Here is a 24873-nt window from a genome sequence, read left to right on the forward strand (position 1 = left end):
ATCGCCTCGGGATCAGAGGGCGCGGATGATGTCTTCGACGCGTTCTTTGGCGTCGCCGAAGAGCATCTGCGTGTTCTCGCGGAAGAACAGCGGGTTCTGCACACCGGCGTAACCGGCCGCCATCGACCGTTTGAACACCACGACGTTCTCGGCTTCCCACACGTGCAGCACCGGCATGCCCGCGATCGGGCTGCTCGGGTCCTCCGAGGCAGCCGGGTTCACCGTGTCGTTGGCACCGATCACGAGCACGACGGACGTCTCGGCGAAGTCGTCGTTGATCTCGTCCATCTCGAGGACGATGTCGTACGGGACCTTCGCCTCGGCGAGCAGGACGTTCATGTGGCCCGGGAGCCGCCCGGCGACCGGGTGGATGCCGAAGCGCACCTCGACGCCCTTCTCCCGCAAGCGCCGGACGAGATCGGCGACCGGGTACTGCGCCTGTGCGACGGCCATCCCGTAGCCCGGCGTGATGATCACGGACGAGGCGTTCCGCAGCAGTTCGGCGGTCTCCTCCGCGTTGACCTCGCGGTGCTCGCCGTAATCGGTGTCGTCACCGGTCGCGGCCTCGATGCCGAAGCCGCCTGCGATCACGGAGATGAACGAGCGGTTCATCGCCTTGCACATGATGTAGGAGAGGTACGCACCCGAGGAGCCGACGAGCGCGCCGGTGACGATGAGCAGGTCGTTGCTGAGCAGGAAGCCCGACGCGGCCGCGGCCCAGCCCGAGTAGCTGTTGAGCATCGACACGACGACCGGCATGTCGCCGCCGCCGATCGAGGCCACCAGGTGCCAGCCGAGCGCGAGCGCGACGATCGTGACGAGGATGAGCAGCCACAGCGCCGGATCGATGACGAACCAGATCGTCAGCAGGACGAAGGCGGCGAGCGCCCCGATGTTGAGCCAGTTCTTGCCCGGCAGCATGAGCGGCGCGGACTTGATGCGGGCCGAGAGCTTGAGGAATGCCACGATCGATCCGGTGAACGTCACCGCACCGATGAAGACGCCGATGAACACCTCGGCACTGTGGATGCGCTCGAGCGACTCCAGCCCGTAGGACGGGTGCTGCAGATAGCCGTTCCAACCCACGAGCACGGCGGCCAGACCCACGAAGCTGTGCAGCAGCGCGATGAGCTCGGGCATCCCGGTCATCTCGACCTTCGACGCCCTGGCGAGTCCGATGACCGCACCGATCGCCATGGCGGCGAGCAGCAGCACCACGCCGAGGGTGTCCGAGACGTCGACGACGAGGATGAACGTGGCCACGAGGGCGATCACCATGCCGGCGATGCCGTACGTGACACCTTGGCGGGCCGTCTCGTGCTTGGACAGTCCGGCGAGGCTCAGGATGAAGAGCAGGGCAGCGACGATGTAGGCCGCAGTGGCCACGCTGAAAGCGGTCATCAACCGATCAGTCCTTCGAGAACATGCTGAGCATGCGTCGGGTCACGGCGAAGCCGCCGAAGACGTTGATACTGGCCACGAGCACGGCGATGAACGCGAGCGTGCGGATCACCGGGTCGTCGACGGAGAGCTGGAGCATCGCACCGACGACGATGATGCCGCTGATCGCGTTCGTGACGCTCATGAGCGGCGTGTGCAGCGCATGGTGCACCTTGCCGATCACGTAGTAGCCGATGACGACCGCGAGCGTCAGCACGGTGAAGTGCTGCGGCAGCGGGGCGGGCGCGAACGCGTTCACGAGGAACAGCGCGGCGACGCCGAGCGCCACGAGAGCGTACTTGCCCTGCTGGGTGAGCGCGGGCTTCTCCGGCTTGGGCTCGGCCGGTACGGCAGCAGCCGGCGCCGCGGCGGGAGCGGCGGAGACTTGGACGGGCGGCGGTGGCCAGAGCTTCTCCCCGTCGCGCGCCACCGTCACGGCGCGCTGCACGACGTCGTCGAAGTCGAGGACGAGCTGCCCGTCCTTGCCCGGCGTCAGCAGTTTGAGGAGGTTGACGAGGTTGGTGCCGTAGAGCTGGGAGGCCTGCGTGGGCAGTCGACCGGCGAGGTCGGTGTACCCGAGGATCGTGACGCCGTTGGCGGTCACGACCTTCTCGCCGGGGACCGACCCTTCGACGTTGCCGCCCTGCGCCGCGGCCATGTCGACGATGACGCTGCCGGGCTTCATCGAGGCGACGTCCGCCGCGGTGATGAGGCGCGGAGCGGCCCGGCCCGGGATCAGCGCGGTGGTGATGATGATGTCGACGTCCTTCGCCTGCTCGGAGTAGATCTCCGCGGCGCGCCGGTCGTACGCCTCGCTGGTCGCCTTGGCGTACCCGTCGGAGGACTCCATCTGCTCCTCGACCTCGACGGCGAGGTATTCGCCGCCGATCGACTTCACCTGATCGGCGACCTCTGGCCGCGGGTCGGTAGCGCGCACGATCGCGCCGAGGCTGCTCGCGGCACCGATGGCCGCGAGGCCCGCGACACCGGCACCGGCGACGAGCACCTTCGCGGGCGGGACCTTGCCGGCCGCGGTGACCTGGCCCGTGAAGAAGCGGCCGAACTCATGGGCGGCCTCGACGACGGCGCGGTAGCCGGCGATGTTCGCCATGGAGCTGAGCACGTCCATCGACTGGGCGCGCGAGATGCGCGGCACCGCGTCCATCGCCAGCGCAGTGATCGGGCGCGCGGCGAGCTTGTCGACGAGGTCCGGGTTCAGCGCCGGGCTCAGCAGGCTGATCAGCGTCGCGCCCTCGCGGACCCGAGCGATCTCGGCGTCGTTGGGAGCGTTGACTTTGAGCACCACGTCACTCGCCCACGCCTCGTCCGTGCCGACGACGACGGCACCGGCCTCTGCGTAGGCGTCGTCGGTGAAGCTGGCACGCGCGCCGGCTCCGGACTCGACGACGACGTCGTACCCCAGCTTGAGGAGTTGGGCCACGGTCGCCGGGGTCGCGGACACGCGTGTCTCGCCGGCGGCCGACTCGGTGACGATTCCGATCTTCACCCGGCGAACGATAGCGGCGAAGCCGGATACTGACCACTCCCTGAGATTGCCGTCTCACAACGTGGCGCACCCGGCGACCGCGTGCAGCGTGAATGTGACATTGCCAGTGGCAGATTTCACATACCAACGGTATCTTGATCGCCATGGCTTCACTGACCCCCTCGTCCTTCGACGGCAAAGTCGCCCTGATCACCGGCGCGGCCCGCGGAATCGGCGCCCACACTGCCCGCGGTTTCGTGGCGTACGGGGGTCGCGTCGCCCTTGTCGGGCTGGAAGCGGACCGGCTCGCCGAGCTCGCCGACGAACTCGGCGACGCCGCCGCCTGGTGGGAGGCCGACGTCCGCGACAGCGCCGCCGTCAAAGCCGCGATCGACGCCGCGGCCCAGCACTTCGGCCGCATCGACTACGTGCTCGCCAACGCCGGCATCGCGTCCTACGGGACGGTGCGTCAGATCGACGACGCGGCCTTCGAACGAGTCGTCGACATCAACCTCAACGGCGTCTTCCGCACGTTGAAGCACAGCATCCCGCACCTGCAGAAGACCCGGGGGTACGCGCTCGCCGTCTCTTCGCTCGCCGGATTCACCAGCATCGCGGGCCTCGCGCCCTACGCGGCGAGCAAGGCCGGCTGCGAGTCGCTCGCCCTGGCCACCCGCCAGGAGGTCGCGCACCTCGGCATCAAGGTCGGCGTCTGCCACCCCTCGTGGATCGACACCGACATCGTGCGCGGCGCCGAAGCGGACCTCCCGACCTTCAAGGCCATCCGCGGGAAGCTCCCCTACCCCGCGAACAGCACGACGACCGTCGGGGAGTGCGTAGAGCACATCTTGCGCGGCTTCCTCAAGCGCAAGTCGCGCGTCTACGTGCCCAAGGGCGTGCTGGTGGCCAACTGGTCGAAGGCGTTCGTCAACTCCCCGGCCACCTGGCCCTACATCCGTCGACTCACCAGCCGCACCGTGCCGCGGCTTGAGGCCGAGGTCGACGCGCTCGGCCGGTACCACCACAGTCACGTACCGGTGACCAAACCGGCCGGCGACTGAGTCACCAGTCGACGGTCTCGTTGTCCTGCACCGAGGCCGCGAGCGAGGTCATGTGGCCGAGCCGCGCGACCTCCGACGGCAGGAACTCCGGACCGCCGTGCCGCCCCACCACGACCACGAATCGCTGTCCGCGTCGCAGCCGTCCTGGCGCACCCGCCAGCACCATCGAGTCCCACTCGGGAACGTCGTCCAGCTGGCGGGCGGCGTCGAGATCGAGCCAGTCGTCGGCGGCGGGCACGAGCTCCGGCGCGGACGCCGAGGCGTAGACGGTACGGGCTCGTCCCATGTCGCGGACGAGAGCCATAGCCCAGTCGGTGCGGAAGGTCGCGGGGACGAAGTCGATGAACTGCTTGAGCGCTTTGGCCGGCTCCGAGGTGAAGGCCTCCACCGCCTCCAGGTCCATGCTGAGGTTGACCCCGGCCGCATAGCGGGAGATCCAGTGCACCCGCACGCCGTCGAGGGCGTGACAGGCGGTGATGAGCGCGTCCGGCATGACGCTGGGCGGTAGTTCGAGGAGCACGTCGTCCACCGCGAAGCCGTCCTGGCGGTGTTCGACGATCTCGATGGCCTCGATGTCGGCGCCCGCACTACCGAGTGCGGTCGCCAAGGCGCCGAGGGATCCCGGGACGTCCGGGAGTTCGACGCGCAAGTGGAATGCCATGCCCCCATTGTGACGAACCCACGTTTCAAGTACGTGAAGCACACAACCGGGACGAACCCGTAGAACTACGGGTGGACTGCTTCCGGGCCGGAGCGCGAGAGTGTTGTCGTCTCTGTTTTCTGAATCACCGGGAGAACATCATGGGAGTTCTTTCCATCGCCGTGCGTGGGATGGCGGTAGCCGGGCTCGTCGGTAGCGGCCTGGTGCTGACCGCCCCCGCCGCATCGGCCCAGAACTGCTCGAGCGTTCCGGGCTACGCCAAACGACCCACCACCGTCGGCGTCGAATACTACGAGGATGCGCGCTGCGGGGTCGACCAGAACCGGATCACCCGTCCACCGGCCACGCGGCCGGTGTCGAGCCAGCCCACAGGCTGGGGCTGCCGGCAGTATCCGGACGGAGAACTCTGCGGCGTGGGCATCGGCCCCCGACCCACCGTCTCGCTCTCGCACGAGACCTGGAGGCGCCTCTACGGCACCGTCCGCGTCGGCGCCCCCGTGACCGTGCGCGGAGGCGGCGGTACCGGTACTGGCGGCGGAGGTGGCGGCACGGTCTCCATCGGGGCGCTGAGCAACCCTGACAAGGACAAGAAAGTCAACTACAACACCAAGTAGTCCGAGCCTCGGCGAGGCGGGCCGGTCCAGTCCGGATTGGTCCGCCTCCGTAGGCTCATATGCGTGAACCCCGTGGTCGTCCGCCGCCTTTTCCGTACTGTCGCGATCGCCGAGGCGATCTCCTGGACCGGTCTGCTGATCGGCATGTACCTCAAGTACGTGCCCGAGACCACCGAACTCGGCGTGCAGATCTTCGGTCCGATCCACGGCGGGCTGTTCGTCCTCTACTGCCTGGCGACGCTCATCGCATGGCGCATCTTCAACTGGTCCGTCCCGGCGCTGCTGTGGGGACTGTTCGCCGCCATCCCGCCGTTGTTCACGATCGTGTTCGACGTATGGGCGGAGCGCCGGGGCCTGCTCGATCCCGAGCGCGCCGAACTCGCCCCCACGGCCTGAGAATCCGCCGCGCACTGCTGGTCTGTGGCGCCGCAGCGTCCGGGAGCCGATACTGAGGCCATGCGTGCGATCTGGAAGGGCGCCATCAGCTTCGGTCTGGTGAACGTGCCGGTCAAGCTGTACTCGGCCACGGGCAGTCACGACCTCTCCCTCCACCAGGTCCACGCCGAGGACGGCGGCCGCATCCGCTACGAACGCCGCTGCGAGGTCTGCAAGAAGGTCGTCGCCTACAGGGATATCGACAAGGCGTACGACGACGGCACCCACACGGTCGTCCTCACCAAGGACGACATCGGGGCGCTGCCGGCCGAGAAGAGCCGTGAGATCGAGGTCGTGGAGTTCGTTCCGTCCGACCAGATCGATCCGCTGCGCCTCGACAACAGCTACTACCTCGAACCGGAGGAGCGCGCGGTCAAGCCGTACACGCTGCTGCGGCGAACGCTCGAGGAGACCGACCGCGTGGCCATCGTGCAGTTCGCCCTGCGTCAGCGAACCCGCCTCGCCGCGCTGCGCGTGCGCGACAAGGCCATGGTGCTGCAGACGCTGCTGTGGGACGACGAGGTGCGCGCCCCGGAGTTCGACATCCTCGACAAGAACACCAAGATCAGCGACAAGGAACTGAAGATGGCCGGGCAGCTCGTCGAGTCGCTGTCCGGCGACCTCGACACCTCGGAGTTCGAGGACGAGTACCAGGTCCAGCTCCGCGCCCTCGTCGACGCCAAGCTCGAGCAGGGCGACACGCTCGATACCGAGAAGACCTTCGGCGTGACCGAGGAGGACGAGGACGAGGGCGGCGAGGTCGTCGACCTGATGGAGGCGCTCAAGCGCAGCGTCGACGCCCGCAAGAAGAAGACCGACGGCGCGAAGAAGAAGTCGTCGAGCCCGAAGAAGCGCGCGTCCGGCTGACCGGTCAGGCGTCCGGCGGGAACTCCGACAGCGGGGTGCGCCGGTACGTGACGACCCACTCGGCCACCTCGCGGAGCTTGCGGTTGTGGTGCTGGGAGTAGCGCCGCAACACGTCGAACGCGCGGTCGGCGTCGATGTCGAACCGCTCCATGAGGATGCCCTGAGCCTGGCCGATGAGCTTGCGCGCGTCGATCGCGATCCGCAGGCCCTCCTCGCTCTGCGCAGAAGCGACCGCCACCGACGCGTGGCGGGCGAAGATCGCCGCGACGGCCAGATCATCGTCGTCGAACGCCTTGGGGTGCTCGGAGAAGAGGTTCCGCGAGCCGTACCGACGCTCGGGCGTCTCCAGGCGCACACTCACGACGCTGCGAATACCGAGCTCGGCCACCGCGGGGCCCCACGCCGGCCAGCGCTCGTCGACGCTGATGTCATCCGAGACGGCTGATGTCATCCGAGACGTAAATGCCCCCGCCCTCGAGTGCGTCGAGGCACGGGCCCTCGTCGTGGGTGAGCTGGAGCTCGTGGGACGTCCGCACCCGCTGCGAGGTGGCGGCGGCCGTCTCCACCCGCGAGCGGGCGTGGACCAACAGCAAGCCGGCGTCGTCGCAGCCGATCGCGGACTTGGCATACCGCGTGACGAGCTCGACCGTCTTCTCGGTGCTGTCCTGCGTGTGCAGGTCGAGCGCCATCTGAGAGAAGAACTCCGGAATGTCCACTGGCCCTCCGCGTCATATCGTGGGCCACCAGAGTAGAGGACGAGTCGGACGGGAAGGCCCGGTATGGCACAGACGCCACAGACGGTATCGATCGACGGCCGCCTGCTGCGTCTGACCAATCCCGACAAGGTGCTCTACCCCGCCACGGGCACCACCAAGGCGGACGTCATCGCCTACTACGTGCAGATCGCACCGGTCATGCTGCCGCACCTCGCCGGCCGTCCGGTGACGCGCAAGCGGTGGGTCGAGGGTGTCGGTACGGACAAGAAGCCCGGTGAAGTGTTCTTCGAGAAGAACCTGCCGGACTCGGCACCGTCGTGGATCCGCCGCGTCTCCCTGCAGCACACCTCACACCGCAACGAGTATCCGGTCTTCAGCAGTCCCGCCGACCTCGCCTGGGCCGGCCAGGTCGCCGCCCTCGAACTGCACGTGCCGCAGTGGCGCGTCGACCAACTCGGCACGATGCAGAACCCCGACCGGCTGGTGCTCGACCTCGACCCTGGACCCGGCGCCGGCCTGGCGGAGTGCATCGAGGTCGCCCACGAAGCGCGCGACCTGCTCTCGGGGATCGGCCTGGACCCCGTCCCCGTGACTTCGGGCAGCAAAGGCCTGCACCTCTACTGCGCGATGGACGGCGTGCGCGACGCCGACTACCTCAACGCCTTCGCGAAGCAGCTGGCGGTGTCGCTGGAGGAATCGATGCCCGACCTCGTCGTCAGTTCGATGGCGAAGTCGAAGCGCCAGGGCAAGGTGCTCGTGGACTGGAGCCAGAACAACCGCAACAAGACGACGATCTGCCCGTACTCGCTGCGCGGGCGAGCGCGGCCGACCGTCGCCCTCCCGCGAACCTGGGACGAGCTGGACGGCGACCTCGAACAGTTGGAGTTGGACGCGGTTCTCGAACGCATGGAGGACCTGTCCGATCCGATGGCCGCGCTGGGCCACTCGGGGCCGGACCGGCTCGAGCGCTACCGCTCGATGCGCGACGCGTCCGCGACCCCCGAGCCGGTGCCCGCGGACCGTCCCGCCGACCGACGCGGGGAGGAACCGATCTTCGTCATCCAGGAGCACCACGCGCGCCGGCTGCACTGGGACTTCCGACTCGAGCACGACGGCGTGCTGGTGTCGTGGGCGTTGCCCAAGGGGGTGCCCACGTCGCCGAAGGAGAACCATCTCGCGGTGCAGACCGAGGATCATCCGATGGAGTACGCCACCTTCGCCGGGGAGATCCCGAAGGGGCAGTACGGCGCCGGGTCCGTGGAGATCTGGGACACGGGGACGTTCACCGCGAGCAAGTGGCGCGACGACGAGGTCATCGCGACGTTGCGCGGCCAGGACGACGGCGGCCTGGGCGGTGAGCCTCGCACGTACGCGCTCATCCGGACCGGCGAGAACTGGTTGATCCACCTCATGAAAGACCAGCAGGCCGACCCTCCGGCAGAGCTGGGAGCGGTCTCCCCGATGCTCGCCACTCTCGCCGACGCGCGCTCGCTAGGTGATGAGAGCGAGTGGGCGTTCGAGATGAAGTGGGACGGGGTCCGCACGATCGCCGTGGTGAACGACGACGGCGTCCGCCTCTACAGCCGGTCCGGACGCGTCACGACGGCCACCTATCCCGAGGTCGCCGAGGAACTGGCCGGCCTTCCGGCGGGCACGGTGCTGGACGGCGAGATCGTCGCCCTCAACGAGCAGGCGGTCCCGAGCTTCGGGCTGCTCCAGCAGCGCATGGGGCTGGAGAAGCAGCGCGAGATCACAGCCGCCCGCGAGCGCGTCCCGGTGACGTTCCTGGCGTTCGACGTACTGGCGCACGAAGGGCGATCCTCGACGGGACGTACCTACGAGCAGCGCCGCGCGGCGCTCGCCGAGCTCGACATCGACGGGGTCGCAGCCATCACGCCGCCGGCGTTCACCGGGTCACTGCGCGAAGCCGTGGCCGCGAGCCGCCGCTGGAAGCTGGAGGGGGTCGTGGCCAAGCGCCGCGACAGCACCTACGCCGTCGGCAAGCGGTCGACCGCGTGGCTCAAGATCAAACACCAGGAGATGCAGTCGGTCGTCATCGGCGGTTGGCGACCGGGCGCCTCGTCCGGGTTCGGTTCGCTCCTGCTCGGCATCCCGAGCGAGGAGGGCCTGCGGTACGTGGGCCGCGTCGGGACGGGATTCACCGACGCCCAGCGACGCGAACTCGGCGCGCAGCTGCGCCGACTCGAGCGGAAGACCTCGCCGTTCGTGGAGGTTCCGCGCGACGTGAGCGCAGACGCACACTGGACGACACCCCGATTAGTGGGTGAAGTCGTCTACGGTGGCTGGACAGGCTCGGGGATCCTTCGGCATGCGAGCTGGCGTGGTTTACGGAAGGATCTAGAGCCAGACGATGTCCACGTCGAATCGAAGGAGTGAGCGATGGGAAAGCGCAAGAAGGGCATGCGCGATCAAGTCGAGGATCTGGCGGGACATCTGCCGGACAAGAAGGAACTGCTCGATCTGCGCGGTGAGGTGATGGACCGTCTCCCCGACAAGGCCGAGATTCTGGCCCTGCGTGATCAGCTGATCGATCGCCTGCCCGACGATGTGAGCGACCGCCTCCCCGTCGAGACCAAGAAGAAGAAGCGTTTCGCCGGCGTCCGGAAGGTCGCGATGGTCGGCCTCCTCGCCGCCGCCGTCGGAGGCGTCGTGGCGTTCCTCAAGGCCAAGGCCGACGACGCCCAGGTTCCGCCGTACACCCCGCCGCCGGCCCCGAGCCCCTCGGAGCCGCCGCAGCCGATGGCCTGACGGTCGTACGCGAAAGCCCCTGGACCCTGCGGTCCGGGGGCTTCGTCGTGTCGGCGCCGAGAACGACGAACGGCGGCCACCCGGAGCGTATCCAGGGGCCGCCGCTCGGGTTCGGATCAGTTCTTGAAGGCGTCCTTCACGTTCTCACCGGCCTGCTTGAAGCTCGACTTGGTCTGGTCGCCCTTGCCTTCGGCTTCCATCTCCTTGTCGTCGGTGGCCTTGCCGGAACCCTCCTTGACCTTGCCCTTGAGGTCCTCGGCCGCGTTCTTGATCTTGTCGTCCAGTCCCATGGGTACTCAGTCCTTCCGTTGGAGCCTTGATATCTCCAGTCGAACACCGATCGGCCGCGCTCGCATCTCGAACGGGCTCATCCCAGCGCCCGGTCGAGATTGAGCGCGGCGCTGATGAGCGACAGATGCGTGAAGGCCTGCGGGAAGTTGCCGAGATGATCACCAGTGGCGCCGATCTGCTCGGCGTACAGGCCCAGATGGTTGGCGTAGGTGAACATCTTCTCGAGCGCGATCTCCGCCTCCGCCAGCCGTCCCGCACGCGTCAGCGCCTCCACATACCAGAACGAACAGAGGCTGAAGGTCCCCTCATCGCCGTGGACGCCGTCCGGAGCGTGGTCGACGTCGTAGCGGAAGACGAGGCTGTCGGAGACCAGATGCTCCTCGATCACGTCGAGTGTCGACAGGAACTTCGGGTCCACCGGCGAGATGAACTTGACCATGGGCATGAGCAGGACCCCGGCGTCGACGGCCTTCCGACCGGCGGATTGGACGAACGCCCCGAGCCCGTCGTCCCAGGCGTCGCGGAGGATGCGCGCGTGGATGTCGTCGCGCAGGCGCGTCCACACCACGAGGTCGCCGGGAAGTCCGCGCTGTCGGGCCATGCGGATCATCCGTTCCACGGCGACCCAGCACATGAGCCACGAGGTCGTGTGGTGCCGGTTCTCGGTGCGGATCTCCCACATTCCCGCATCGGGGTCGTCCCAGTGATCCTCGAGCCACTCGAGGATCCGGGTCAGACCGCTCCAGGCGTCCTGGCTGATGCCGGCACCGTATTTGTTGAACAGGTAGATCGAGTCGATGATCTCGCCGTAGATGTCGAGCTGCAGTTGCTCGACCGCGCCGTTGCCCGACCGCACGGGCCGCGAGTCGCGATACCCGCGCAGATGGTCCAACTCCCGCTCCGGCAGCGGCACGTCGCCGTCGATGTCGTACATGACGCGGAGTGGCCCCAGGTCGTGGTCGGCGTTCTTCTCGTCGGCGAGCCGCTGTGAGAGCCATCCGACGAACGCTCCGGCCTCGTCCATGAACCCGAGACGCAGCAGTGCGTACAAGGTGAAGCCCGCGTCGCGGATCCAGACGAAGCGGTAGTCCCAGTTGCGCTCGCCGCCGATCTCCTCGGGAAGGCTCGCGGTGGGTGCCGCGATGACCGCGCCGCTCGGCTCATGGGTGAGGAGCTTGAGGGTGATGGCGGAACGTTCGACGTTCTCGCGCCACCGGCCCCGGTAGTTCGACGTGGAGAGCCAGTCGTGCCAGAACGTCGACGTGGCCTCGAAGAGGGCCGACGTGTCCTCACCGCACGCGTGCGGGACGTCGTCGTCCTCGAGGACCTCGAGCACGAACAGCGCCCGCTCGCCGCTCTCGAGGTGGAACTCCCCGATCACGTCGTCGTTGTCGACCTCGACATCGACCGTCGCGCTGATCCCCAGCCGTACGCCGTCGCCCGCGATCAGGACACCGTCGTCGGTCCGCTCGACGTTGGGCCGGCCGCGGCCGTAGTCGGGGCGCGCCGCGAGCCTGGTCCTGACGTCCGCGCTTCCGCGCACGACCTGCACGCGCCGGACGAGCCGCTGGCGGTGGTCGGCGTCGTGCGGCCGGAGCACGGGCATGAAGTCGTGGACCTCGATGACGCCGTCCTCGGTGAGGAACCGCGTGGCGAGGATCGCGGTGTTCGGGAAGTAGAACTGCTGGGTGCGCACCGCGCCCCCGACCGGCCCGATCGTCCAGCCGCCGGCCTCGGGGTCCAGCAACGACGCGAAGACGCTCGGCGCGTCGAACCGTCCGGGGCAGAACCAGGAGATGGTGCCGTCCGTGCCGACGAGTGCGGCCGTGCGCAGGTCGCCGATGAGACCGTGGTCGGCGATCGGCAGGAACTCCTCGCCGCTCCCGGCCTCAGTCATCGGCGTCTCCCAGGTGCCAGCCGTACGGCTGAGGCAGATCGAGCGCGGTCTGCGGTCCCCACGAGCCCTTCGCGTACGGCTCGGGGGCCGGCGGGTCCTCCAGCACCGGCGTGACGACCTGCCACAACCGGTCCACCTCGTCGGCACGCGTGAACAGCGTCTGGTCGCCCCGCATCGCGTCGAGCAGCAGCCGCTCGTACGCCTCCAGCGGGTCAGCCTCCGCGTCGTCGCCGGGGACCTCGATCGTCGCCGACGTGCGCGACAGGGCCAGTTCGGGCCCGGGTCGCTTGGCCCACATCTCGATCCCGATCCGCGGGGTGTCGGTGAGTTCGAGCACGAGCTTGTCCGGCTCGTCGATCTGGTCCCCGAAGCGGCGGCCGGGCGGCGTGTGGAAGGTCAGTGTGATCGTGCGACGACTCTCGGCCATCGCCTTTCCCGTCCGCAGATAGAACGGCACGCCCGCCCATCGCTCGTTGTCGACGTAGGCCTCCACCGCGACGAACGTCTCGGTCGACGAGTCCTCGTCCACGCCCTCCTCGTCCCGGTACCCCTCGTACTGCCCGTAGACGACGCGCGACGGATCGAAGGGCCGCATCGCCTCGAACACCTTGGCCTTCTCGTTCCGCAACGACAGCGCATCGAGGTGCACGGGCGGTTCCATCGCCATGAAGCCGAGCAACTGGCACAGGTGCGTGACCACCATGTCGCGCAGGCACCCGACGGACTCGTAGAAGGACGCTCGCCCCTCCATCTCGAGCTCCTCGGGAATGTCGATCTGCACCGAGGCGATGTGGTGGCGGTTCCAGGCGGGTTCGAGCAGGCCGTTCGCGAACCGCAGCGCCAGGATGTTCTGCACCGCCTCCTTGCCGAGGAAGTGGTCGATGCGGAAGACCTGGTCCTCGGCCACCACGTCCTTGAGAGCGGCATCGATCTCACGCGAGGACTCGAGATCCGAGCCGAATGGCTTCTCGACGATCGAACGGGCGTCGTCGGCGACGCCGGTGCGTCCGAGCATCGCGATGAGACCTTGCATCGCCGACGGCGGCACCGACAGATAGACGAGCGTCTTGGCCTCGTCGCCGAGTTCGTCACGGGCATCCTCGACGGCCTTCGCGAGTTCGTCCCCGCTCTCGTCGTCGGAGACGACGAAGCTCGTCCTGGCGATCAGATCGTCCAGGGTCGCCTCGTCGGTCTCATCACCGAACTCGTCGAGCGACTCGCGCACGATCTGCTCGATGCCGTCCTCCGGCTCGTGACGGCCCGTGCCGACGATGCGGTAATCGGGCGGCATCCATCCGGACGCGGCCAACGTGTACAGACCGGGGAACAGCTTGCGGCGCGCGAGGTCACCGGTGGCGCCGAACAGGACGAAGACGTGAGGGTCGAGACGATCGGTCGGGGCGGTCTCCACGGGCAACTCCTCGATCGCGGTTCGGGGTTTCCACGCTACGTAAGCTCACCGGTCACTGCATGACGAGCGGCTGCGGTGGCGACGGGACCCGCCTCCCCCGATGCTGGACACCATGACCTCCGAGAATCGGGACCCGCTGAGCCGGCTGGCCGCGGCCTACGGCGTCGCGACCGCCTACGAGGGATCCGACCGCGCCGCACCCAGGCGAGCAGATGCTGTTCATGGGCGGCGAATTCGGCCAGGAGCGTGAGTGGACCGAGTCCGGCTCCCTGTCGTGGGACGAGCTCGACGACCCGTTGCACGCGGGGGTTCAGCACGTCGTCCGCGACCTCAACCGGCTTTACCGGTCGACACCGGCGCTCTACACGCAGGACAGCTTCCGCTGGATCGACGCGTCGGATACGGCAGGCAATGTCATCTGCTTCCTGCGCATCGGCGCGGACGGCTCGCAGCTCGCATGCCTCGCGAACTTCTCCGGCGCGCCGCACCACGACTACCGCGTCGGGCTTCCCGTCGAGGGCACGTGGCGCGAGGTACTGAACACCGACGCTCAGCTGTACGGCGGCTCGGGCGTCGGCAACCTCGGGGCAGTTCACGCCGAAGGCGTGCCGTGGCACGGGCTGCCGGCCTCGGCCGAGGTCCAACTACCGCCGGCGGGTGTCCTCTGGCTGGTTCCGGAGGACTGAGACAGGAGCACGAACGATGGGCCGTCTGCACGTCAACATGAACATCACCCTCGACGGCGTGATCCAAGCCAACGGCGGCCCCACGATCCAGGACGGCGATTTCGCCTACGCCGAGTGGGAGCAGCCCTTCTGGGACGCGGAGGCCGGCGCGCAGATCGACGAGGACGTGCAGGCCTGCGACGCCCTGCTGCTCGGGCGGATCACGTACGACATCTTCCGCGCGTACTGGCCCGGCAAGACCGACACGATCGGGCACGTCTTCGACCGTGTGCCCAAGTACGTGGCGTCGCGCGGCGACGCGGACCTGTCCTGGGAGACCAGCACGCAGCTCAGCGACGTGGCGACCGAGGTTCGGGCGCTGCGCGAGCAACACGAGCAGATTCACACGTGGGGCAGCGCGGATCTGCTGCAGACGCTGTTCCGGGAGGATCTGGTCGATCAGGTCAACTTATGGATGTGTCCCGTCGTCCTCGGCGAGGGCAAGAGGCTCTTCCCCGAAGGGACGACACCGAGCCGCTTCGAGCCGCTCGAGCCGCCGCGCTCGTATCCGGCTGGGGTCACGTTGTTGCGCTACCGGCGCCTCGGCCGCCTCGATCGGTAGCGGCACGCACAAACGCCCCCGCTGCGAGCAGCGAGGGCGTGGAGCGCGCCCGTAGGGATTCGAACCCCAAACCTTCTGATCCGTAGTCAGATGCTCTATCCGTTGAGCTACGGGCGCTTGCCGTTGAAGGCCTCGACCACTCTACCGGGTCATTTCGGATGAGCGAAATCGGGGCCGGTGATGTGGCACACGCTACTATGCCGAGGCTGGCGGATGGCCGTTCCGGACCGCCAGCGCATGGCCCGCGTTAACCATTGGAATTTCAGACGTTTGTTCTGATAACCGAAATGACCAGAAGGCTCGTAGAGTGGTGCTTATGACCAAGCCCGAACGACGCTTGCCCACGCGTAAGGACGCTGTCGCGAATCGCGAGCGTCTCCTGGTGGGCGCTGAGGAGTATTTCGCCGAACTCGGCATCGATGCTCCGCTGCACGGACTTGCCGATCGCGTAGGGGTGGGCATCGGCACCGTGTATCGCAACTTCCCCGCCCACGCCGACCTGATCCGTGCGCTCTACGACCGGATCGTGGATCGATTCGACAAGATTGCCGCGCAGTGCGCCGATCAGCCTTCGGGCTGGGATGCGATCGAGACGCTGATCCGGCGCAGTGTCCAGATGCTCGTGGAGAACCCCGCGACGGCCGCCGTGATGCGCCGCCAGGATCAGAACGACCCGGAGTACCAGCCGGGCAACAAGTGGGGCGGCCCGATTCTCGACTACGTCGAGCGCGCCAAGGCCGAGGGCATGCTGCGCGACGACGTGACGCCGGCGGACATCGCGAGCATCCCGTTCGCGCTGTCGAGCGTGCAGAACCTGCCGTTCGAGAAGCGCCGCGAGGTGGCCGAGCGGCTGACGACGTTGATGCTCGACGGACTGCGGGTGCATCCGCACGACCCGGCGCCGTTGGACTCGTCGCCGATCACGGCGCGCGAGCAGCGCGACCTCGTTCAGGCGATCAAGGTCTGATCGCGCCCCGATTCGATTCGGCTCGGGATGACTCGCTATCCTGAACCGGTTGCTGCGATCCGCCCGCCGGGCCGTCGGCAACGAGGAGATGTCGCATAGTGGCCTAGTGCGCCCGCCTGCTAAGCGGGTTGAGGTTGATTCCTCTCGCGGGTTCAAATCCCGCCATCTCCGCTGCCACGCAAGGAACAGCAGCGAAGGGGACCAGCCACGCAACGTGGTTGGTCCCCTTGCTTATTGCCCCTAGAGGAGCTCGCTCCGCTGAAAAGCGAGAAACAGCAGCGAAAGAGACCAGCCACGCAACGTGGTTGGTCTCTTCGCATCTCAGCCACAGAGGAGCCCGCTCCGCTGCCACGCCCTTACGCTCACGCACCTTCTCGCCGCAACGCGCAAGCACATCCCTGGAGGAGCCCGCTCCGCTGCCACGCTCCCGCGGCCACGTAAGCCCTCACCGCGACCATTCCCGCTCGCTCGGCGGTGAGCTGTCCCGCAGTTCGCGCCCTCAGATGCGTACTAGCTCACCGCCCACGGCGAGCGGTGCACATTTCTCCGCGAGCGCAGGGACCTCGGCACCGTCCGGGCCAGCGGTCCCGCGGCCAGTTACTCGAAGGTGAAGCGGGTGTAACCGTGCGCGGTGTTGAGGCGGTCGTAGACCTCGCGCACCATCGCGACACGCTCGCGGGCGTCGATCGTCTGCAGCGGGAAGCTCTGCACCTCGTTGGTGACGGTCGTGATGCGCAGTTCGCGCGAGCCCAACTGAACGTCGCGCACGTCCTTCCAGCGGCCCTCGAACAACTGCTTGGTGGCGCGCACGCGACCGTGGTAGCCCTGCTCGTTGAGGGTGAGGACCACCGGCGGCCGCACGGCGAGGCGCGCTCCGAGCAGCAGCGCCAGCACGGCCACGACACCGCCGACGATCGCCACGACGCGCCCCCACGTCCCGAACTGGGCCGTCCAGAAGGCGACGAGCACGGCGACCGCCGCCACCAGCAGGTACACGCCGATGCTGAGCATCGCGTGCGCACGGTCAAGTCGGTATCGCGTCACGCAGAGGGGGCGGGATTCGAACCCGCGGCTGACATTTCTGCCAGCGACCGCTTTCAAGGCGGTTCCGATCGGCCACTCCGGCACCCCTCCTGGGCCGCCGCGCACGCGCGACGACACCGCCTCGATTCTCGCACTTGGCGAGCGGAGGTCACTTCAAGGGGCTGAAACGGCCGGGCTCCACGCGGCTCGGCGGCGCCACCGCGCGGGCGGCGCGGGCCGAACGCTGCGACATGAAGACACGTCGCAACAGCAGCCCGATCGGCACACCGAGCACGGCCGAGTACAGCGTCGACAGCGCGAAGTAGGACGGATAGGCGCCCGGATCGATGAGCGACGTCGTGATGACCGCCGTACCGAGGACGGCGAAGACGCACACCCACCAGCCTTCGCGGTACCGCGACCGCAGGGACGTACCGAAGATGATCGCCGGGAAGCCGATGAGCACCTCGAACGGTCTCGGGACACCGCCGATGTGCTGGCGCAGCCAGATGATGCTGTCGTCGAGGAGCTCCTTCAGACCCGGGCTGCCATAGAGCCGCACGATCCCGCCGTAGACGAACAGCAACACCGCGACGACGGCGACACCGACCAGGATCCACAGATGCTGGCGGGTGAGACCGTGGAGCCCCGCGCCGAGGCTCGACATGATGGCCAGACCGACGGCTACCGATGCGGCCAAGGTCAGTCCGCTGAAGATCTGGATCTGCGCCGGGGCGTTCCATGCCGCCACCCCCATCGCACCGCTCACGGTGAGCAGCAGCGAAATGCCGTACTCACGCAGCGAGGCCCGGGTCGAGGCGGCCGGCAGCGTGAACATGACGGCGTTCACTGCCGCGAGGACCGCCGATGCGCCCGCCGCGGTGACGAGCAGGAGGTTCAGATCCGTCAGGAGCGCCGAACCGGCCAGGAGCGCGGTCAGCGTGACCCAGACGCGCATGTGCCCGCCCACGCGGTGCGTGAGCATCATGGCCGAGACCACGAGCAGCAGTGCCGCGCTCGGGCGCCACAACCACGCCGGCGAGCCGATCGCGACGACGCTCGTCGCCGAGCCGAGGGTGCCGAGCAGCCATCCGAGGCCGGTCAGGATCTCGAAGGTGCGAGCCGTCCGGCGCGACTCGAAGCGAGGGCCGCGGGTGGGCCGCTCGTAGACCGGGGCGACCGAGGCGTCGAGGCGACGGCGGCGTCCGGGCTGAGTCGTGCTCACGTCGAGCGCATCCTTCGGTTGGCGAGGGAGGGGTTGACCTCGCGGGAACGGGCGACGACCTGGGGGTCGAGGTCGGCGCGCACCACGGCATCGGCGTCGTGGGCCTCGTCAACGATAGAACCCCAGGGGTCGACGACCAAGGAATGACCGGTGTAACGGTCACCGCCCTGGGCGGCCGCCGCGACGTACACGGTGTTCTCGACCGCCCGCGCGCTCAGCAACGTGCGCCAATGGTCGAGCTTGCGCTCGCCGGCAACCCACGCTGCCGGTACGAGAAGGACGTCCGGGGTCGGCGTCCCCTCCATGAGCGAGCGGGCGAGCTCGGGGAAGCGCAGGTCGTAGCAGGTCATGAGCCCGACGCTGGTGTCGCCGACGGTGAACGTCGCCGGGGCGATCTCCCCCGGGCGCAGCCGCTCGGACTCCCGATACCCGAACGAGTCGTAGAGGTGGATCTTGCGGTACGTCGCCACCAGGCTCCCCTCAGGGCTCAGGACGACGAGCGTGTTGTAGGGCAGTCCGTCCGTGCGCTCGAACATGCCGGCGACGATCGTCGCACCGAGCCGACGTGCGTGCTCAGCAAGGAACGTGACGAAGGGCCCGTCCAGCGGTTCCGCGGCGGCGGCGAGATCGTGGTCGGGGGACCCGAAGTCGTGCATGGCGGCTTCGGGGAGGACGACGAGATCGACCGACCCGCCGTCGACGTCCTCGAGGGCGGTCGCGATCGTGCGTCGGTTCGCTGCCGCGTCGACATCGGACGCGAACTGGACCAAGGCGATGCGCATGTCCTCCAGTCTGGCATCGCTACGGTGGGGACATGCGTGCTGTCGTGGTGAACGAGCCCGGAGGACCCGAGGCCCTGGAGGTCGTCGACGTACCCATCCCCCAACCCGGACCCGGCGAGGTGCTGCTCCGGGTCGCGTCGGCCGGCGTGAACCGGGCGGACGTCCTCCAACGCCAGGGCCACTACGATCCGCCCGAGGGCGCCACGCGTGTGCTCGGCCTCGAGTGCGCCGGCGAGGTCGTCGCGGTCGGTGAGGGGGTGGGCGATCAGGAGATCGGCACCCAGGTCTGCGCTCTGCTCACCGGCGGCGGATACGCGGACTACGTGGCCGTGCCGATCGGGCAGATCGCTCCGATCCCGGAGGGCGTCGACCTCGTGACCGCCGGCGGCCTCATGGAGACCTACGCGACCGTCTGGTCGAACGTCTTCATGATTGGCCGGCTGCAACCCGGTGAGACGCTCCTGGTCCACGGTGGCGCCAGCGGCATCGGAACGACGGCGATCCAGGTCGCCAAGGCCTTCGGCGCCCGCGTCGTCACGACGGTCGGTTCGCCGGAGAAGGCCGAGTTCTGCCGCGAACTGGGGGCGGACCTCGTGATCGACTACCGCCAGGAGGACTTCGTCGAGGTCATGCGTGACGCGGGGGTGCGCGCCGACGTCATCCTCGACATCATCGGCGCCAAGTACCTGGCGCGGAACATCGCCGCGTTGAACACGTCCGGACGCCTCGTCGTGATCGGGCTGCAGGGCGGCATCAAGGGCGAACTCAACCTCGGTGCCCTCCTCGCCAAGCGCGCCGCCGTGACGGCCACGTCGCTGCGCGCCCGGCCGTCCGGGGAGAAGACCACCATCGTCCAGCAGATGACCGGCCAGGTCTGGCCGCTCATCGCCGACAAGGTCGTGCGGCCGATCGTGCATGCGACGATGCCGCTCGAGGACGTCGCCCGCGCACACCAGGTGATGGAGGAGTCCAGCCACCGCGGCAAGCTGATCCTCACCCTGAACGGCGAGGACTGAGCGCCTAGTCTGGGGGCATGAGCGACGACCACGTGATCGACCCCAGCGGCCAGCCGATCGCCGTGCCGGAGGACACCGACAACTCCCGCACCGCTCTGAGCGATCTGGTCGAGCAGCCGGCCAAGGTCATGCGCATCGGCGGCATGATCCGGCAGCTTCTCGACGAGGTGAAGTCGGCTCCGCTGGACGAGGCGAGCCGCTCGCGACTGCGCGAGATCTACGAGCAGTCGATCGCCGAGCTGAAGGACGGACTCGCTCCCGAACTGGTGGACGAGCTCGAACGACTCAGCCTCCCCTTCGACGCCGACTCTCCCACCGAGGCAGAGCTGCGCATCGCTCAGGCCCAGCTGGTCGGCTGGCTCGAGGGACTTTTCCATGGCATTCAGGCCGCCCTCTACGCGCAGCAGGTGCAGGCCCAGACGCAGTTCGCCAACATGCGGCTCGCACTACCGGCTGAGGGCGCGCGGCCGGGACAGCAGCCCGCGGCGCGCGGCGAGTCGCAGCCGGACCGGTCGGACGTCGCCGGTTCCGGCGGCATGTACCTCTGACTCACTGAGGCGCGGTCCACCGCGGGTCGCGTCCGGCCAGGCCGAGCACCCGGTCGAACAGCGGAGCGTCGTCCGCGACGGGCACCACCGGGCCGAAGAGCCCCTCGCGTCCACGCCCTTCGGGGTCCTCCGCGTCCGGGCTCACGATCGGCACTATCGCCTCGGCCTCGTCTTCGGAGACCTGATAGTCCTGACCCGTGGCGCGCGCGAGGTCCCAGCCATGCAGCAGCACCTCGTCGAGTGCCACGAGACCGCAGACATGCGCGGGAAGCTCCACTCCCCCGGCCATCGTCATGCCGTCCCAGGCGGCAGGGTCCTCCCACGCGGCGGCCAGCTCGACGAGCCGCTCGTGCAGCAGGGCGCGCCACTCGTCGGGCAGCGGAGCGTCGACCGGCTCCGGCGGTGTAGCCGTGGTCGGCCCTCGCACCTTGCGGGCGGCGTCGCGGAACGCGATCGACAACCCGAGCAGATGATGAATGAGCCGCGTGACGTCGACTTCTGGGGAGGGCGTCGGCGCGTTCAGCTGCTCGTCCGCCACCGCGCACGCGACCGCTGAGGTCCGGCTGACGGCGAGGCGCAGATCGTTCATCTCCTCACATCAGCAGACCCGATGGGTGGTGTCTAGCCCAGATAGCGGGAGAGTTCGGCGGCGAGGCCGTCCTCGTCGATGCTTCCCGTGACGTCGTCGGCGACATCGCGCACCTCGTCGGGCGCCTGGCCCATCGCGACGCCCCGCCCGGCCCACTGCAGCATCTCGATGTCGTTGCGCCCGTCGCCGACCGCGAGGACATCCTCGGCCGTGTAGCCGCGGACCTCGCACACGTACTCCAGGCCCGACGCCTTGGAGACCCCGACCGGGGCGAGGTCGAGCCAGGCGCTGTAGCCGATGAAGTAGTTCGTGTCCTCGAGACCCAGATCGGCCACGAGGGCGTGGAACTCCTCGGCGTCGTGCTCGGGTGCCCGGATGATGACGCGGCTGACAGGCTCGCTGACGAGGGCGTCGACGTCCTCGACGACGATGCGTCCGTTGATCTCGCCCTCGGGGAAGGGCTGCGAGACGCGGAAGCCGACACCGACCTCCTCGACGGCGACGAGCGCGTCCGGCATCTTGTCCAGGACGCGCGCGACCGCCTCACGAGCGTCGAAGGTCACCGAGTGCACGACCCGGAACGGGTCGACCTCGAACACGACCGAGCCGTTGCTGGCGACGGCGAGACCATCGTTGATGCCGAGCTTGCCGAGGACGTCGTACACGCCCGGTGCCGAGCGCCCCGTCGCGATGACGATCTCGGAGCCGGCGTCGCGCATGGCCAAGATGGCCTTGCCGACGCCCTCGGTCATGAAGTTCTGGCCGTCGACGATGGTGCCGTCGACGTCGAGGGCGACGAGCTTGGGAACCCAGGTCATGAGCGCGGCTCCAGCACCTCGCCGAGCAGCGGGTGCAGTACCGCGGGCAGACGGACCGAACCGTCGGCCTGCTGGCCGTTCTCGAGCAGGGCCACGATCGTGCGGGTCATCGCGCACAGCGTGCCGTTGAGCGTCGCAGCCGGCACGGTGCCCTCCTCGCCTCGGACGCGGATGTCGAGGCGCCGGGACTGGAACTGGGTGCAGTTGGAGGCCGAGGACACCTCGCGGTACTTGCCCTGCGTCGGGATCCACGCCTCGCAGTCGAATTTGCGGATGGCCGAGAGCCCGAGGTCACCGGCGGCGACGTCGATGACGCGGTACGGCAGCTCCAGGGCGTCGAGCCACGCCTTCTCCCACCCGAGGAGACGCTCGTGCTCGGCGTAGGACTCCTCCTCGGTCGTGTAGACGAACATCTCGACCTTGTCGAACCAGTGGACGCGGAAGATGCCGCGCGTGTCCTTGCCGTAGGAGCCTGCCTCCCGGCGGAAACACGGGCTGAAGGCGGCGTAGCGGCGCGGCAGCGACTCGGGATCGAGGATCTCGTCGCTGTGGTACGCCGCGAGCGGCACCTCCGACGTGCCGACGAGGTAGAGGTCGTCCTTCTCGAGGTGGTAGACGTCGTCGGCCGCCTGACCGAGGAAGCCGGTGCCCTCCATCGCCTCGGGCTTGACCAGCGCCGGTGGGATGACGGGGGTGAAGCCCCACTCGGCGGCCTTGCTCATCGCCAGCTGCGTCAGGGCGAGTTCGAGCTGCGCACCGAGACCGGTGAGGAAGTAGAACCGCGAGCCGCTGACCTTCGCGCCACGCTCCACGTCGATCGCGCCGAGCATCTCGCCGAGCTCGAGGTGGTCGCGCGGCTCGAAGCCCTCGGCCGCGAAGTCGCGCGGCGTGCCGTGGGTCTCGAGCACGACGAAGTCGTCCTCCCCGCCCTCCGGCGCCTGCTCGGACGCGAGGTTCGGGACCGACTTCATGAGCTGGGTGAAGTGGGCCGCGGCCTCGTTCTGGGCGGCTTCGGCGCTCTTGACCTGGGTGCTGAGCTCCTTGGTGCGGGTCAACAACGCCTGCTTCTCCTCGCCCTGGGCCTTGGCGACCTGCTTGCCCAGCCCCTTCTGCTCCGATCGCAGCGCCTCGAACTCGGCGATCGAGGACCGACGACGCTCGTCCGCAGCGATCAGCTCATCGACGATCGCATCGGACTCGCCGCGACGCCGCTGGGCGGCGCGGAGGAGGTCGGGCTGGTCACGAAGCACGCGGGGATCGATCACCCGCCCAGCCTATCGGCCGGGCCAGCGCGGCGAGCCCTGCTGGGTCTGGTCGTTTACGCTGTTCGGGCACTGCTCGCAGCAGGAAGGAGAACCGTGGCGATCGACGTTCGCCGTGCCGACCCCGACCGCGGATGGCAGATCCCGGTCTTCCTCGGCGTCCTGGGCGTCCTCTTCGCGGTCCCCGCACTCGGCCTCGCGTCCGGCTGGGACGCCCAACTCGACCTCGACGCCAGCGTCGCCGACGCGGCGTACCGGTTCAGCAGCGACCGCCCCTGGTTCGTCGACGTCCTCGAGGTCGTGGCCGCCCTGTTCAGCACGGTCGGCATCGCCGTCGTCCTCGCCCTGCTCCTGGTCTGGATGCTCGTCCGGCGCGAGGGTGCGGTGGCTGCCTGGATCGTCGTCACCGGCCTCGTCGTCCTGGCCGGCAATCCGCTGCTCAAGCTCGTCTTCGACCGCGACCGACCGTTCTGGGTCGAGCCTCTCCACGAGATCGGCGGCCATTCGTTCCCCAGCGGCCACGCCTCGGGCTCCGGCATGCTCTTCACCGTCATCTCGCTGCTGACCATCATCAGCACCGGACGAGGGTGGAAGCGACGGCTGCTGCTGACGGTGTGGACACTCCTGGCGCTGGGCGTGGCGGCGAGCCGCGTCTTCCTCGGGGTCCACTACCTCAGCGATGTCGTGGCCGGCCTGGCGATCGGCTCGTTCGCGGCCTGTGTCGCGTGGTTGCTCATCGTGCGAGGCAAAGGCCGGCTCCCGTCCGAACAGGCGATCGCCACCGGGTCGGGCGCCCACACGTCCGCGGTGATCCTCAACCCCTCCAAGGTCGGCGACGTCGCGGAGTTCCGCGCCAAGGTCAGCCAGGTCGCGGCCGCACACGGCTGGAACGAGCCGCGATGGTACGAGACGACCGTGGAGGACCCAGGCCACGGGCAGACCCGCGCTGCCATCGCCGCGGGTGTCGACCTCGTCGTCGCGGCGGGCGGAGACGGCACCGTGCGCGCCGTGTGCGAGGAGGCGGCGCGGACCGGGGTCGCGGTGGGCATCCTGCCGCACGGCACCGGCAACCTGCTCGCACGCAACCTCGACATCCCGGTCAACACGCGCGACGCTCTCGACGTCGTCTTCGGCGGCCAGGACCGCGCCATCGACCTCGCGACCTTCCGCACCGACGGCGAGACCGACTCGGTCTTCCTCGTGATGGCCGGCCTCGGCATGGACGCGATGATCATGTCCGGCGTCAACGACGAGCTGAAGAAGAAGGTCGGCTTCCTCGCCTACTTCGTCTCCGGCATGAAGGCGCTGGCGTTCCCACGGACGAAGGTGACGATCACCATCGACGACGAGGAGCCCGTGACCTTCAAGGCGCGCACGGTCGTCGTGGGCAACGTCGGCTTCCTCCAGGGCGGCATCCCACTCCTCCCCCAGGCCGAGATCGACGACGGCATGCTCGACGTCGTGGTCGTCGCCCCCAAGCGCTTCCTCGGCTGGCTCGCCATCGTCGCCCGCGTCATGACCCGCCGCCCGACCAACGACAAGCGTCTGAGCCGCCTGTGCGGCGAACGTGTGCACATCGTCGCCGAGCGCACGGTGCCGATGCAGCTCGACGGCGACGGCGTCGGCGAGGCCAGCGAGATCACCGCCGAGGTGCACCAGGGGGTCGTGCTCGTGCGCGTTCCCGTCGACCTCGCGCCCGTGCGCTGAC

Annotated in this window: 25 protein-coding genes and 3 tRNA genes; 13 read left to right on the plus strand and 15 right to left on the minus strand. The window is 68.6% G+C overall.

The features are described 5' to 3' along the window. Positions 1 to 12: 12 nt before the first annotated feature. Both pntB and EHW97_RS04760 read right to left on the minus strand, forming a co-directional pair. Positions 13 to 1401 (minus strand): Re/Si-specific NAD(P)(+) transhydrogenase subunit beta, encoded by a 1389-nt coding sequence (gene pntB, locus EHW97_RS04755; protein ID WP_124236018.1) that lies wholly within the window; start codon positions 1399 to 1401, stop codon positions 13 to 15. 7 nt (positions 1402 to 1408) lie between these two features. Then, a complete protein-coding gene (locus EHW97_RS04760) occupies positions 1409 to 2947 on the minus strand; it encodes a Re/Si-specific NAD(P)(+) transhydrogenase subunit alpha (RefSeq protein WP_124236019.1) in 1539 nt (512 codons plus the stop codon). Between the two features lie 143 nt (positions 2948 to 3090). On the opposite strand from EHW97_RS04760, the gene EHW97_RS04765 reads away from it, so the two are divergent. Then, positions 3091 to 3987, plus strand: coding sequence for an SDR family oxidoreductase (locus EHW97_RS04765; protein WP_124236020.1), 897 nt, complete (start codon positions 3091 to 3093; stop codon positions 3985 to 3987). Position 3988: 1 nt separating this feature from the next. Here the strand turns inward: EHW97_RS04765 and EHW97_RS04770 are convergent, their stop codons facing one another. Continuing rightward, positions 3989 to 4648 carry an ACT domain-containing protein gene (locus tag EHW97_RS04770; protein WP_124236021.1) on the minus strand — a complete coding sequence of 220 codons (660 nt, stop codon included), beginning with the start codon at positions 4646 to 4648 and terminating at the stop codon, positions 3989 to 3991. 140 nt (positions 4649 to 4788) lie between these two features. On the opposite strand from EHW97_RS04770, the gene EHW97_RS04775 reads away from it, so the two are divergent. From EHW97_RS04775 to ku, 3 genes are all read left to right on the plus strand, one after another. Next, positions 4789 to 5262, plus strand: coding sequence for a hypothetical protein (locus EHW97_RS04775; RefSeq protein ID WP_124236022.1), 474 nt, complete (start codon positions 4789 to 4791; stop codon positions 5260 to 5262). A 63-nt stretch (positions 5263 to 5325) separates the two neighbouring features. After that, positions 5326 to 5658, plus strand: a complete 333-nt coding sequence (locus EHW97_RS04780; RefSeq protein WP_243696304.1) for a DUF3817 domain-containing protein — start codon at positions 5326 to 5328, stop codon at positions 5656 to 5658. Positions 5659 to 5718: 60 nt separating this feature from the next. Continuing rightward, positions 5719 to 6564 (plus strand): non-homologous end joining protein Ku, encoded by an 846-nt coding sequence (gene ku / locus EHW97_RS04785; RefSeq protein WP_124236023.1) that lies wholly within the window; start codon positions 5719 to 5721, stop codon positions 6562 to 6564. A gap of 4 nt (positions 6565 to 6568) precedes the next feature. Here ku and EHW97_RS04790 read toward each other — a convergent pair whose 3' ends face one another. Then, entirely contained in the window at positions 6569 to 7192 is a 624-nt protein-coding gene (locus EHW97_RS04790; protein ID WP_124236024.1) for a GAF and ANTAR domain-containing protein, read from the minus strand. A gap of 151 nt (positions 7193 to 7343) precedes the next feature. Here EHW97_RS04790 and EHW97_RS04795 point away from each other — a divergent pair, with 151 nt between their 5' ends. Further along, positions 7344 to 9677 carry an ATP-dependent DNA ligase gene (locus EHW97_RS04795; RefSeq protein WP_124236025.1) on the plus strand — a complete coding sequence of 778 codons (2334 nt, stop codon included), beginning with the start codon at positions 7344 to 7346 and terminating at the stop codon, positions 9675 to 9677. A gap of 3 nt (positions 9678 to 9680) precedes the next feature. Continuing rightward, complete coding sequence (locus EHW97_RS04800) at positions 9681 to 10049, plus strand: hypothetical protein (protein ID WP_124236026.1); 369 nt, start codon at positions 9681 to 9683, stop codon at positions 10047 to 10049. A 116-nt stretch (positions 10050 to 10165) separates the two neighbouring features. On the opposite strand, the gene EHW97_RS04805 is transcribed toward EHW97_RS04800, so the two are convergent. The 3 genes from EHW97_RS04805 to zwf form a co-directional block, all read right to left on the minus strand. Further along, positions 10166 to 10339, minus strand: coding sequence for a CsbD family protein (locus tag EHW97_RS04805; protein WP_124236027.1), 174 nt, complete (start codon positions 10337 to 10339; stop codon positions 10166 to 10168). A 77-nt stretch (positions 10340 to 10416) separates the two neighbouring features. Then, positions 10417 to 12237: a glycoside hydrolase family 15 protein gene (locus EHW97_RS04810; RefSeq protein WP_124236028.1), complete on the minus strand. Its 1821-nt coding sequence runs from the start codon at positions 12235 to 12237 to the stop codon at positions 10417 to 10419. Next, positions 12230 to 13648 (minus strand): glucose-6-phosphate dehydrogenase, encoded by a 1419-nt coding sequence (zwf, locus tag EHW97_RS04815; protein WP_124236029.1) that lies wholly within the window; start codon positions 13646 to 13648, stop codon positions 12230 to 12232. Before zwf ends, EHW97_RS04810 begins: the two co-directional genes overlap by 8 nt. A gap of 221 nt (positions 13649 to 13869) precedes the next feature. On the opposite strand from zwf, the gene EHW97_RS04820 reads away from it, so the two are divergent. Together EHW97_RS04820 and EHW97_RS04825 are read left to right on the plus strand one after the other, a co-directional pair. After that, a complete protein-coding gene (locus tag EHW97_RS04820) occupies positions 13870 to 14334 on the plus strand; it encodes an alpha amylase C-terminal domain-containing protein (RefSeq protein ID WP_208001891.1) in 465 nt (154 codons plus the stop codon). 16 nt (positions 14335 to 14350) lie between these two features. Next, the gene (locus tag EHW97_RS04825) at positions 14351 to 14935 is read left to right on the plus strand and encodes a dihydrofolate reductase family protein (protein ID WP_124236031.1); all 585 of its coding nucleotides are present in this window, start codon (positions 14351 to 14353) and stop codon (positions 14933 to 14935) included. A gap of 44 nt (positions 14936 to 14979) precedes the next feature. On the opposite strand, the gene EHW97_RS04830 is transcribed toward EHW97_RS04825, so the two are convergent. Further along, positions 14980 to 15052: transfer RNA gene (locus tag EHW97_RS04830), tRNA-Arg, on the minus strand. 199 nt (positions 15053 to 15251) lie between these two features. On the opposite strand from EHW97_RS04830, the gene EHW97_RS04835 reads away from it, so the two are divergent. After that, positions 15252 to 15902, plus strand: coding sequence for a TetR/AcrR family transcriptional regulator (locus tag EHW97_RS04835; protein WP_124236032.1), 651 nt, complete (start codon positions 15252 to 15254; stop codon positions 15900 to 15902). Positions 15903 to 15986: 84 nt separating this feature from the next. Continuing rightward, a tRNA-Ser gene (locus EHW97_RS04840) sits at positions 15987 to 16073 on the plus strand. Between the two features lie 426 nt (positions 16074 to 16499). On the opposite strand, the gene EHW97_RS04845 is transcribed toward EHW97_RS04840, so the two are convergent. The 4 genes from EHW97_RS04845 to EHW97_RS04860 all read right to left on the minus strand — a co-directional run bounded on the left by EHW97_RS04845 (position 16500) and on the right by EHW97_RS04860 (position 18932). After that, the gene (locus EHW97_RS04845; RefSeq protein WP_124236033.1) at positions 16500 to 16913 is read right to left on the minus strand and encodes a hypothetical protein; all 414 of its coding nucleotides are present in this window, start codon (positions 16911 to 16913) and stop codon (positions 16500 to 16502) included. A gap of 34 nt (positions 16914 to 16947) precedes the next feature. Continuing rightward, a tRNA-Ser gene (locus EHW97_RS04850) sits at positions 16948 to 17036 on the minus strand. A 58-nt stretch (positions 17037 to 17094) separates the two neighbouring features. After that, complete coding sequence (locus EHW97_RS04855; protein ID WP_124236034.1) at positions 17095 to 18150, minus strand: hypothetical protein; 1056 nt, start codon at positions 18148 to 18150, stop codon at positions 17095 to 17097. Next, positions 18147 to 18932, minus strand: coding sequence for a carbon-nitrogen hydrolase family protein (locus EHW97_RS04860; RefSeq protein ID WP_124236035.1), 786 nt, complete (start codon positions 18930 to 18932; stop codon positions 18147 to 18149). Before EHW97_RS04860 ends, EHW97_RS04855 begins: the two co-directional genes overlap by 4 nt. Before the next feature lie 32 nt (positions 18933 to 18964). Between EHW97_RS04860 and EHW97_RS04865 the strand changes: the two genes are divergently transcribed. Together EHW97_RS04865 and EHW97_RS04870 are read left to right on the plus strand one after the other, a co-directional pair. Next, entirely contained in the window at positions 18965 to 19948 is a 984-nt protein-coding gene (locus tag EHW97_RS04865; RefSeq protein ID WP_124236036.1) for an NAD(P)H-quinone oxidoreductase, read from the plus strand. Positions 19949 to 19965: 17 nt separating this feature from the next. After that, complete coding sequence (locus EHW97_RS04870; protein WP_124236037.1) at positions 19966 to 20496, plus strand: bacterial proteasome activator family protein; 531 nt, start codon at positions 19966 to 19968, stop codon at positions 20494 to 20496. Position 20497: 1 nt separating this feature from the next. On the opposite strand, the gene EHW97_RS04875 is transcribed toward EHW97_RS04870, so the two are convergent. From EHW97_RS04875 to serS, 3 genes are read right to left on the minus strand one after another with little or no spacing between them, the layout of a single operon-like run. Beyond that, the gene (locus EHW97_RS04875; RefSeq protein ID WP_124236038.1) at positions 20498 to 21085 is read right to left on the minus strand and encodes a TIGR03086 family metal-binding protein; all 588 of its coding nucleotides are present in this window, start codon (positions 21083 to 21085) and stop codon (positions 20498 to 20500) included. 32 nt (positions 21086 to 21117) lie between these two features. Then, a complete protein-coding gene (locus EHW97_RS04880) occupies positions 21118 to 21903 on the minus strand; it encodes an HAD family hydrolase (RefSeq protein WP_124236039.1) in 786 nt (261 codons plus the stop codon). Continuing rightward, complete coding sequence (gene serS, locus EHW97_RS04885; RefSeq protein ID WP_124236040.1) at positions 21900 to 23168, minus strand: serine--tRNA ligase; 1269 nt, start codon at positions 23166 to 23168, stop codon at positions 21900 to 21902. The genes EHW97_RS04880 and serS overlap by 4 nt, the downstream gene beginning before the upstream one ends. 93 nt (positions 23169 to 23261) lie before the next feature. On the opposite strand from serS, the gene EHW97_RS04890 reads away from it, so the two are divergent. Further along, on the plus strand, positions 23262 to 24872 hold the full coding sequence (locus tag EHW97_RS04890) for a bifunctional phosphatase PAP2/diacylglycerol kinase family protein (RefSeq protein WP_124236041.1): 1611 nt from the start codon (positions 23262 to 23264) through the stop codon (positions 24870 to 24872). Position 24873 lies beyond the last annotated feature (1 nt).

Origin of the sequence: Aeromicrobium camelliae (genome assembly GCF_003850045.1) — a bacterium.
Lineage (GTDB): Bacteria > Actinomycetota > Actinomycetes > Propionibacteriales > Nocardioidaceae > Aeromicrobium > Aeromicrobium camelliae.

Coding starts and splice junctions, on each gene's coding strand:
- pntB (WP_124236018.1), bottom strand. CDS start 1,401: ATGACCGCTTTCAGCGTGGCCACTGCGGCCTACATCGTCGCTGCCCTG.
- EHW97_RS04765 (WP_124236020.1), top strand. CDS start 3,091: ATGGCTTCACTGACCCCCTCGTCCTTCGACGGCAAAGTCGCCCTGATC.
- EHW97_RS04770 (WP_124236021.1), bottom strand. CDS start 4,648: ATGGCATTCCACTTGCGCGTCGAACTCCCGGACGTCCCGGGATCCCTC.
- EHW97_RS04775 (WP_124236022.1), top strand. CDS start 4,789: ATGGGAGTTCTTTCCATCGCCGTGCGTGGGATGGCGGTAGCCGGGCTC.
- ku (WP_124236023.1), top strand. CDS start 5,719: ATGCGTGCGATCTGGAAGGGCGCCATCAGCTTCGGTCTGGTGAACGTG.
- EHW97_RS04790 (WP_124236024.1), bottom strand. CDS start 7,192: ATGCCAAGTCCGCGATCGGCTGCGACGACGCCGGCTTGCTGTTGGTCC.
- EHW97_RS04795 (WP_124236025.1), top strand. CDS start 7,344: ATGGCACAGACGCCACAGACGGTATCGATCGACGGCCGCCTGCTGCGT.
- EHW97_RS04800 (WP_124236026.1), top strand. CDS start 9,681: ATGGGAAAGCGCAAGAAGGGCATGCGCGATCAAGTCGAGGATCTGGCG.
- EHW97_RS04805 (WP_124236027.1), bottom strand. CDS start 10,339: ATGGGACTGGACGACAAGATCAAGAACGCGGCCGAGGACCTCAAGGGC.
- EHW97_RS04810 (WP_124236028.1), bottom strand. CDS start 12,237: ATGACTGAGGCCGGGAGCGGCGAGGAGTTCCTGCCGATCGCCGACCAC.
- EHW97_RS04820 (WP_208001891.1), top strand. CDS start 13,870: ATGGGCGGCGAATTCGGCCAGGAGCGTGAGTGGACCGAGTCCGGCTCC.
- EHW97_RS04825 (WP_124236031.1), top strand. CDS start 14,351: ATGGGCCGTCTGCACGTCAACATGAACATCACCCTCGACGGCGTGATC.
- EHW97_RS04835 (WP_124236032.1), top strand. CDS start 15,252: ATGACCAAGCCCGAACGACGCTTGCCCACGCGTAAGGACGCTGTCGCG.
- EHW97_RS04845 (WP_124236033.1), bottom strand. CDS start 16,913: ATGCTCAGCATCGGCGTGTACCTGCTGGTGGCGGCGGTCGCCGTGCTC.
- EHW97_RS04860 (WP_124236035.1), bottom strand. CDS start 18,932: ATGCGCATCGCCTTGGTCCAGTTCGCGTCCGATGTCGACGCGGCAGCG.
- EHW97_RS04865 (WP_124236036.1), top strand. CDS start 18,965: ATGCGTGCTGTCGTGGTGAACGAGCCCGGAGGACCCGAGGCCCTGGAG.
- EHW97_RS04870 (WP_124236037.1), top strand. CDS start 19,966: ATGAGCGACGACCACGTGATCGACCCCAGCGGCCAGCCGATCGCCGTG.
- EHW97_RS04875 (WP_124236038.1), bottom strand. CDS start 21,085: ATGAACGATCTGCGCCTCGCCGTCAGCCGGACCTCAGCGGTCGCGTGC.
- EHW97_RS04880 (WP_124236039.1), bottom strand. CDS start 21,903: ATGACCTGGGTTCCCAAGCTCGTCGCCCTCGACGTCGACGGCACCATC.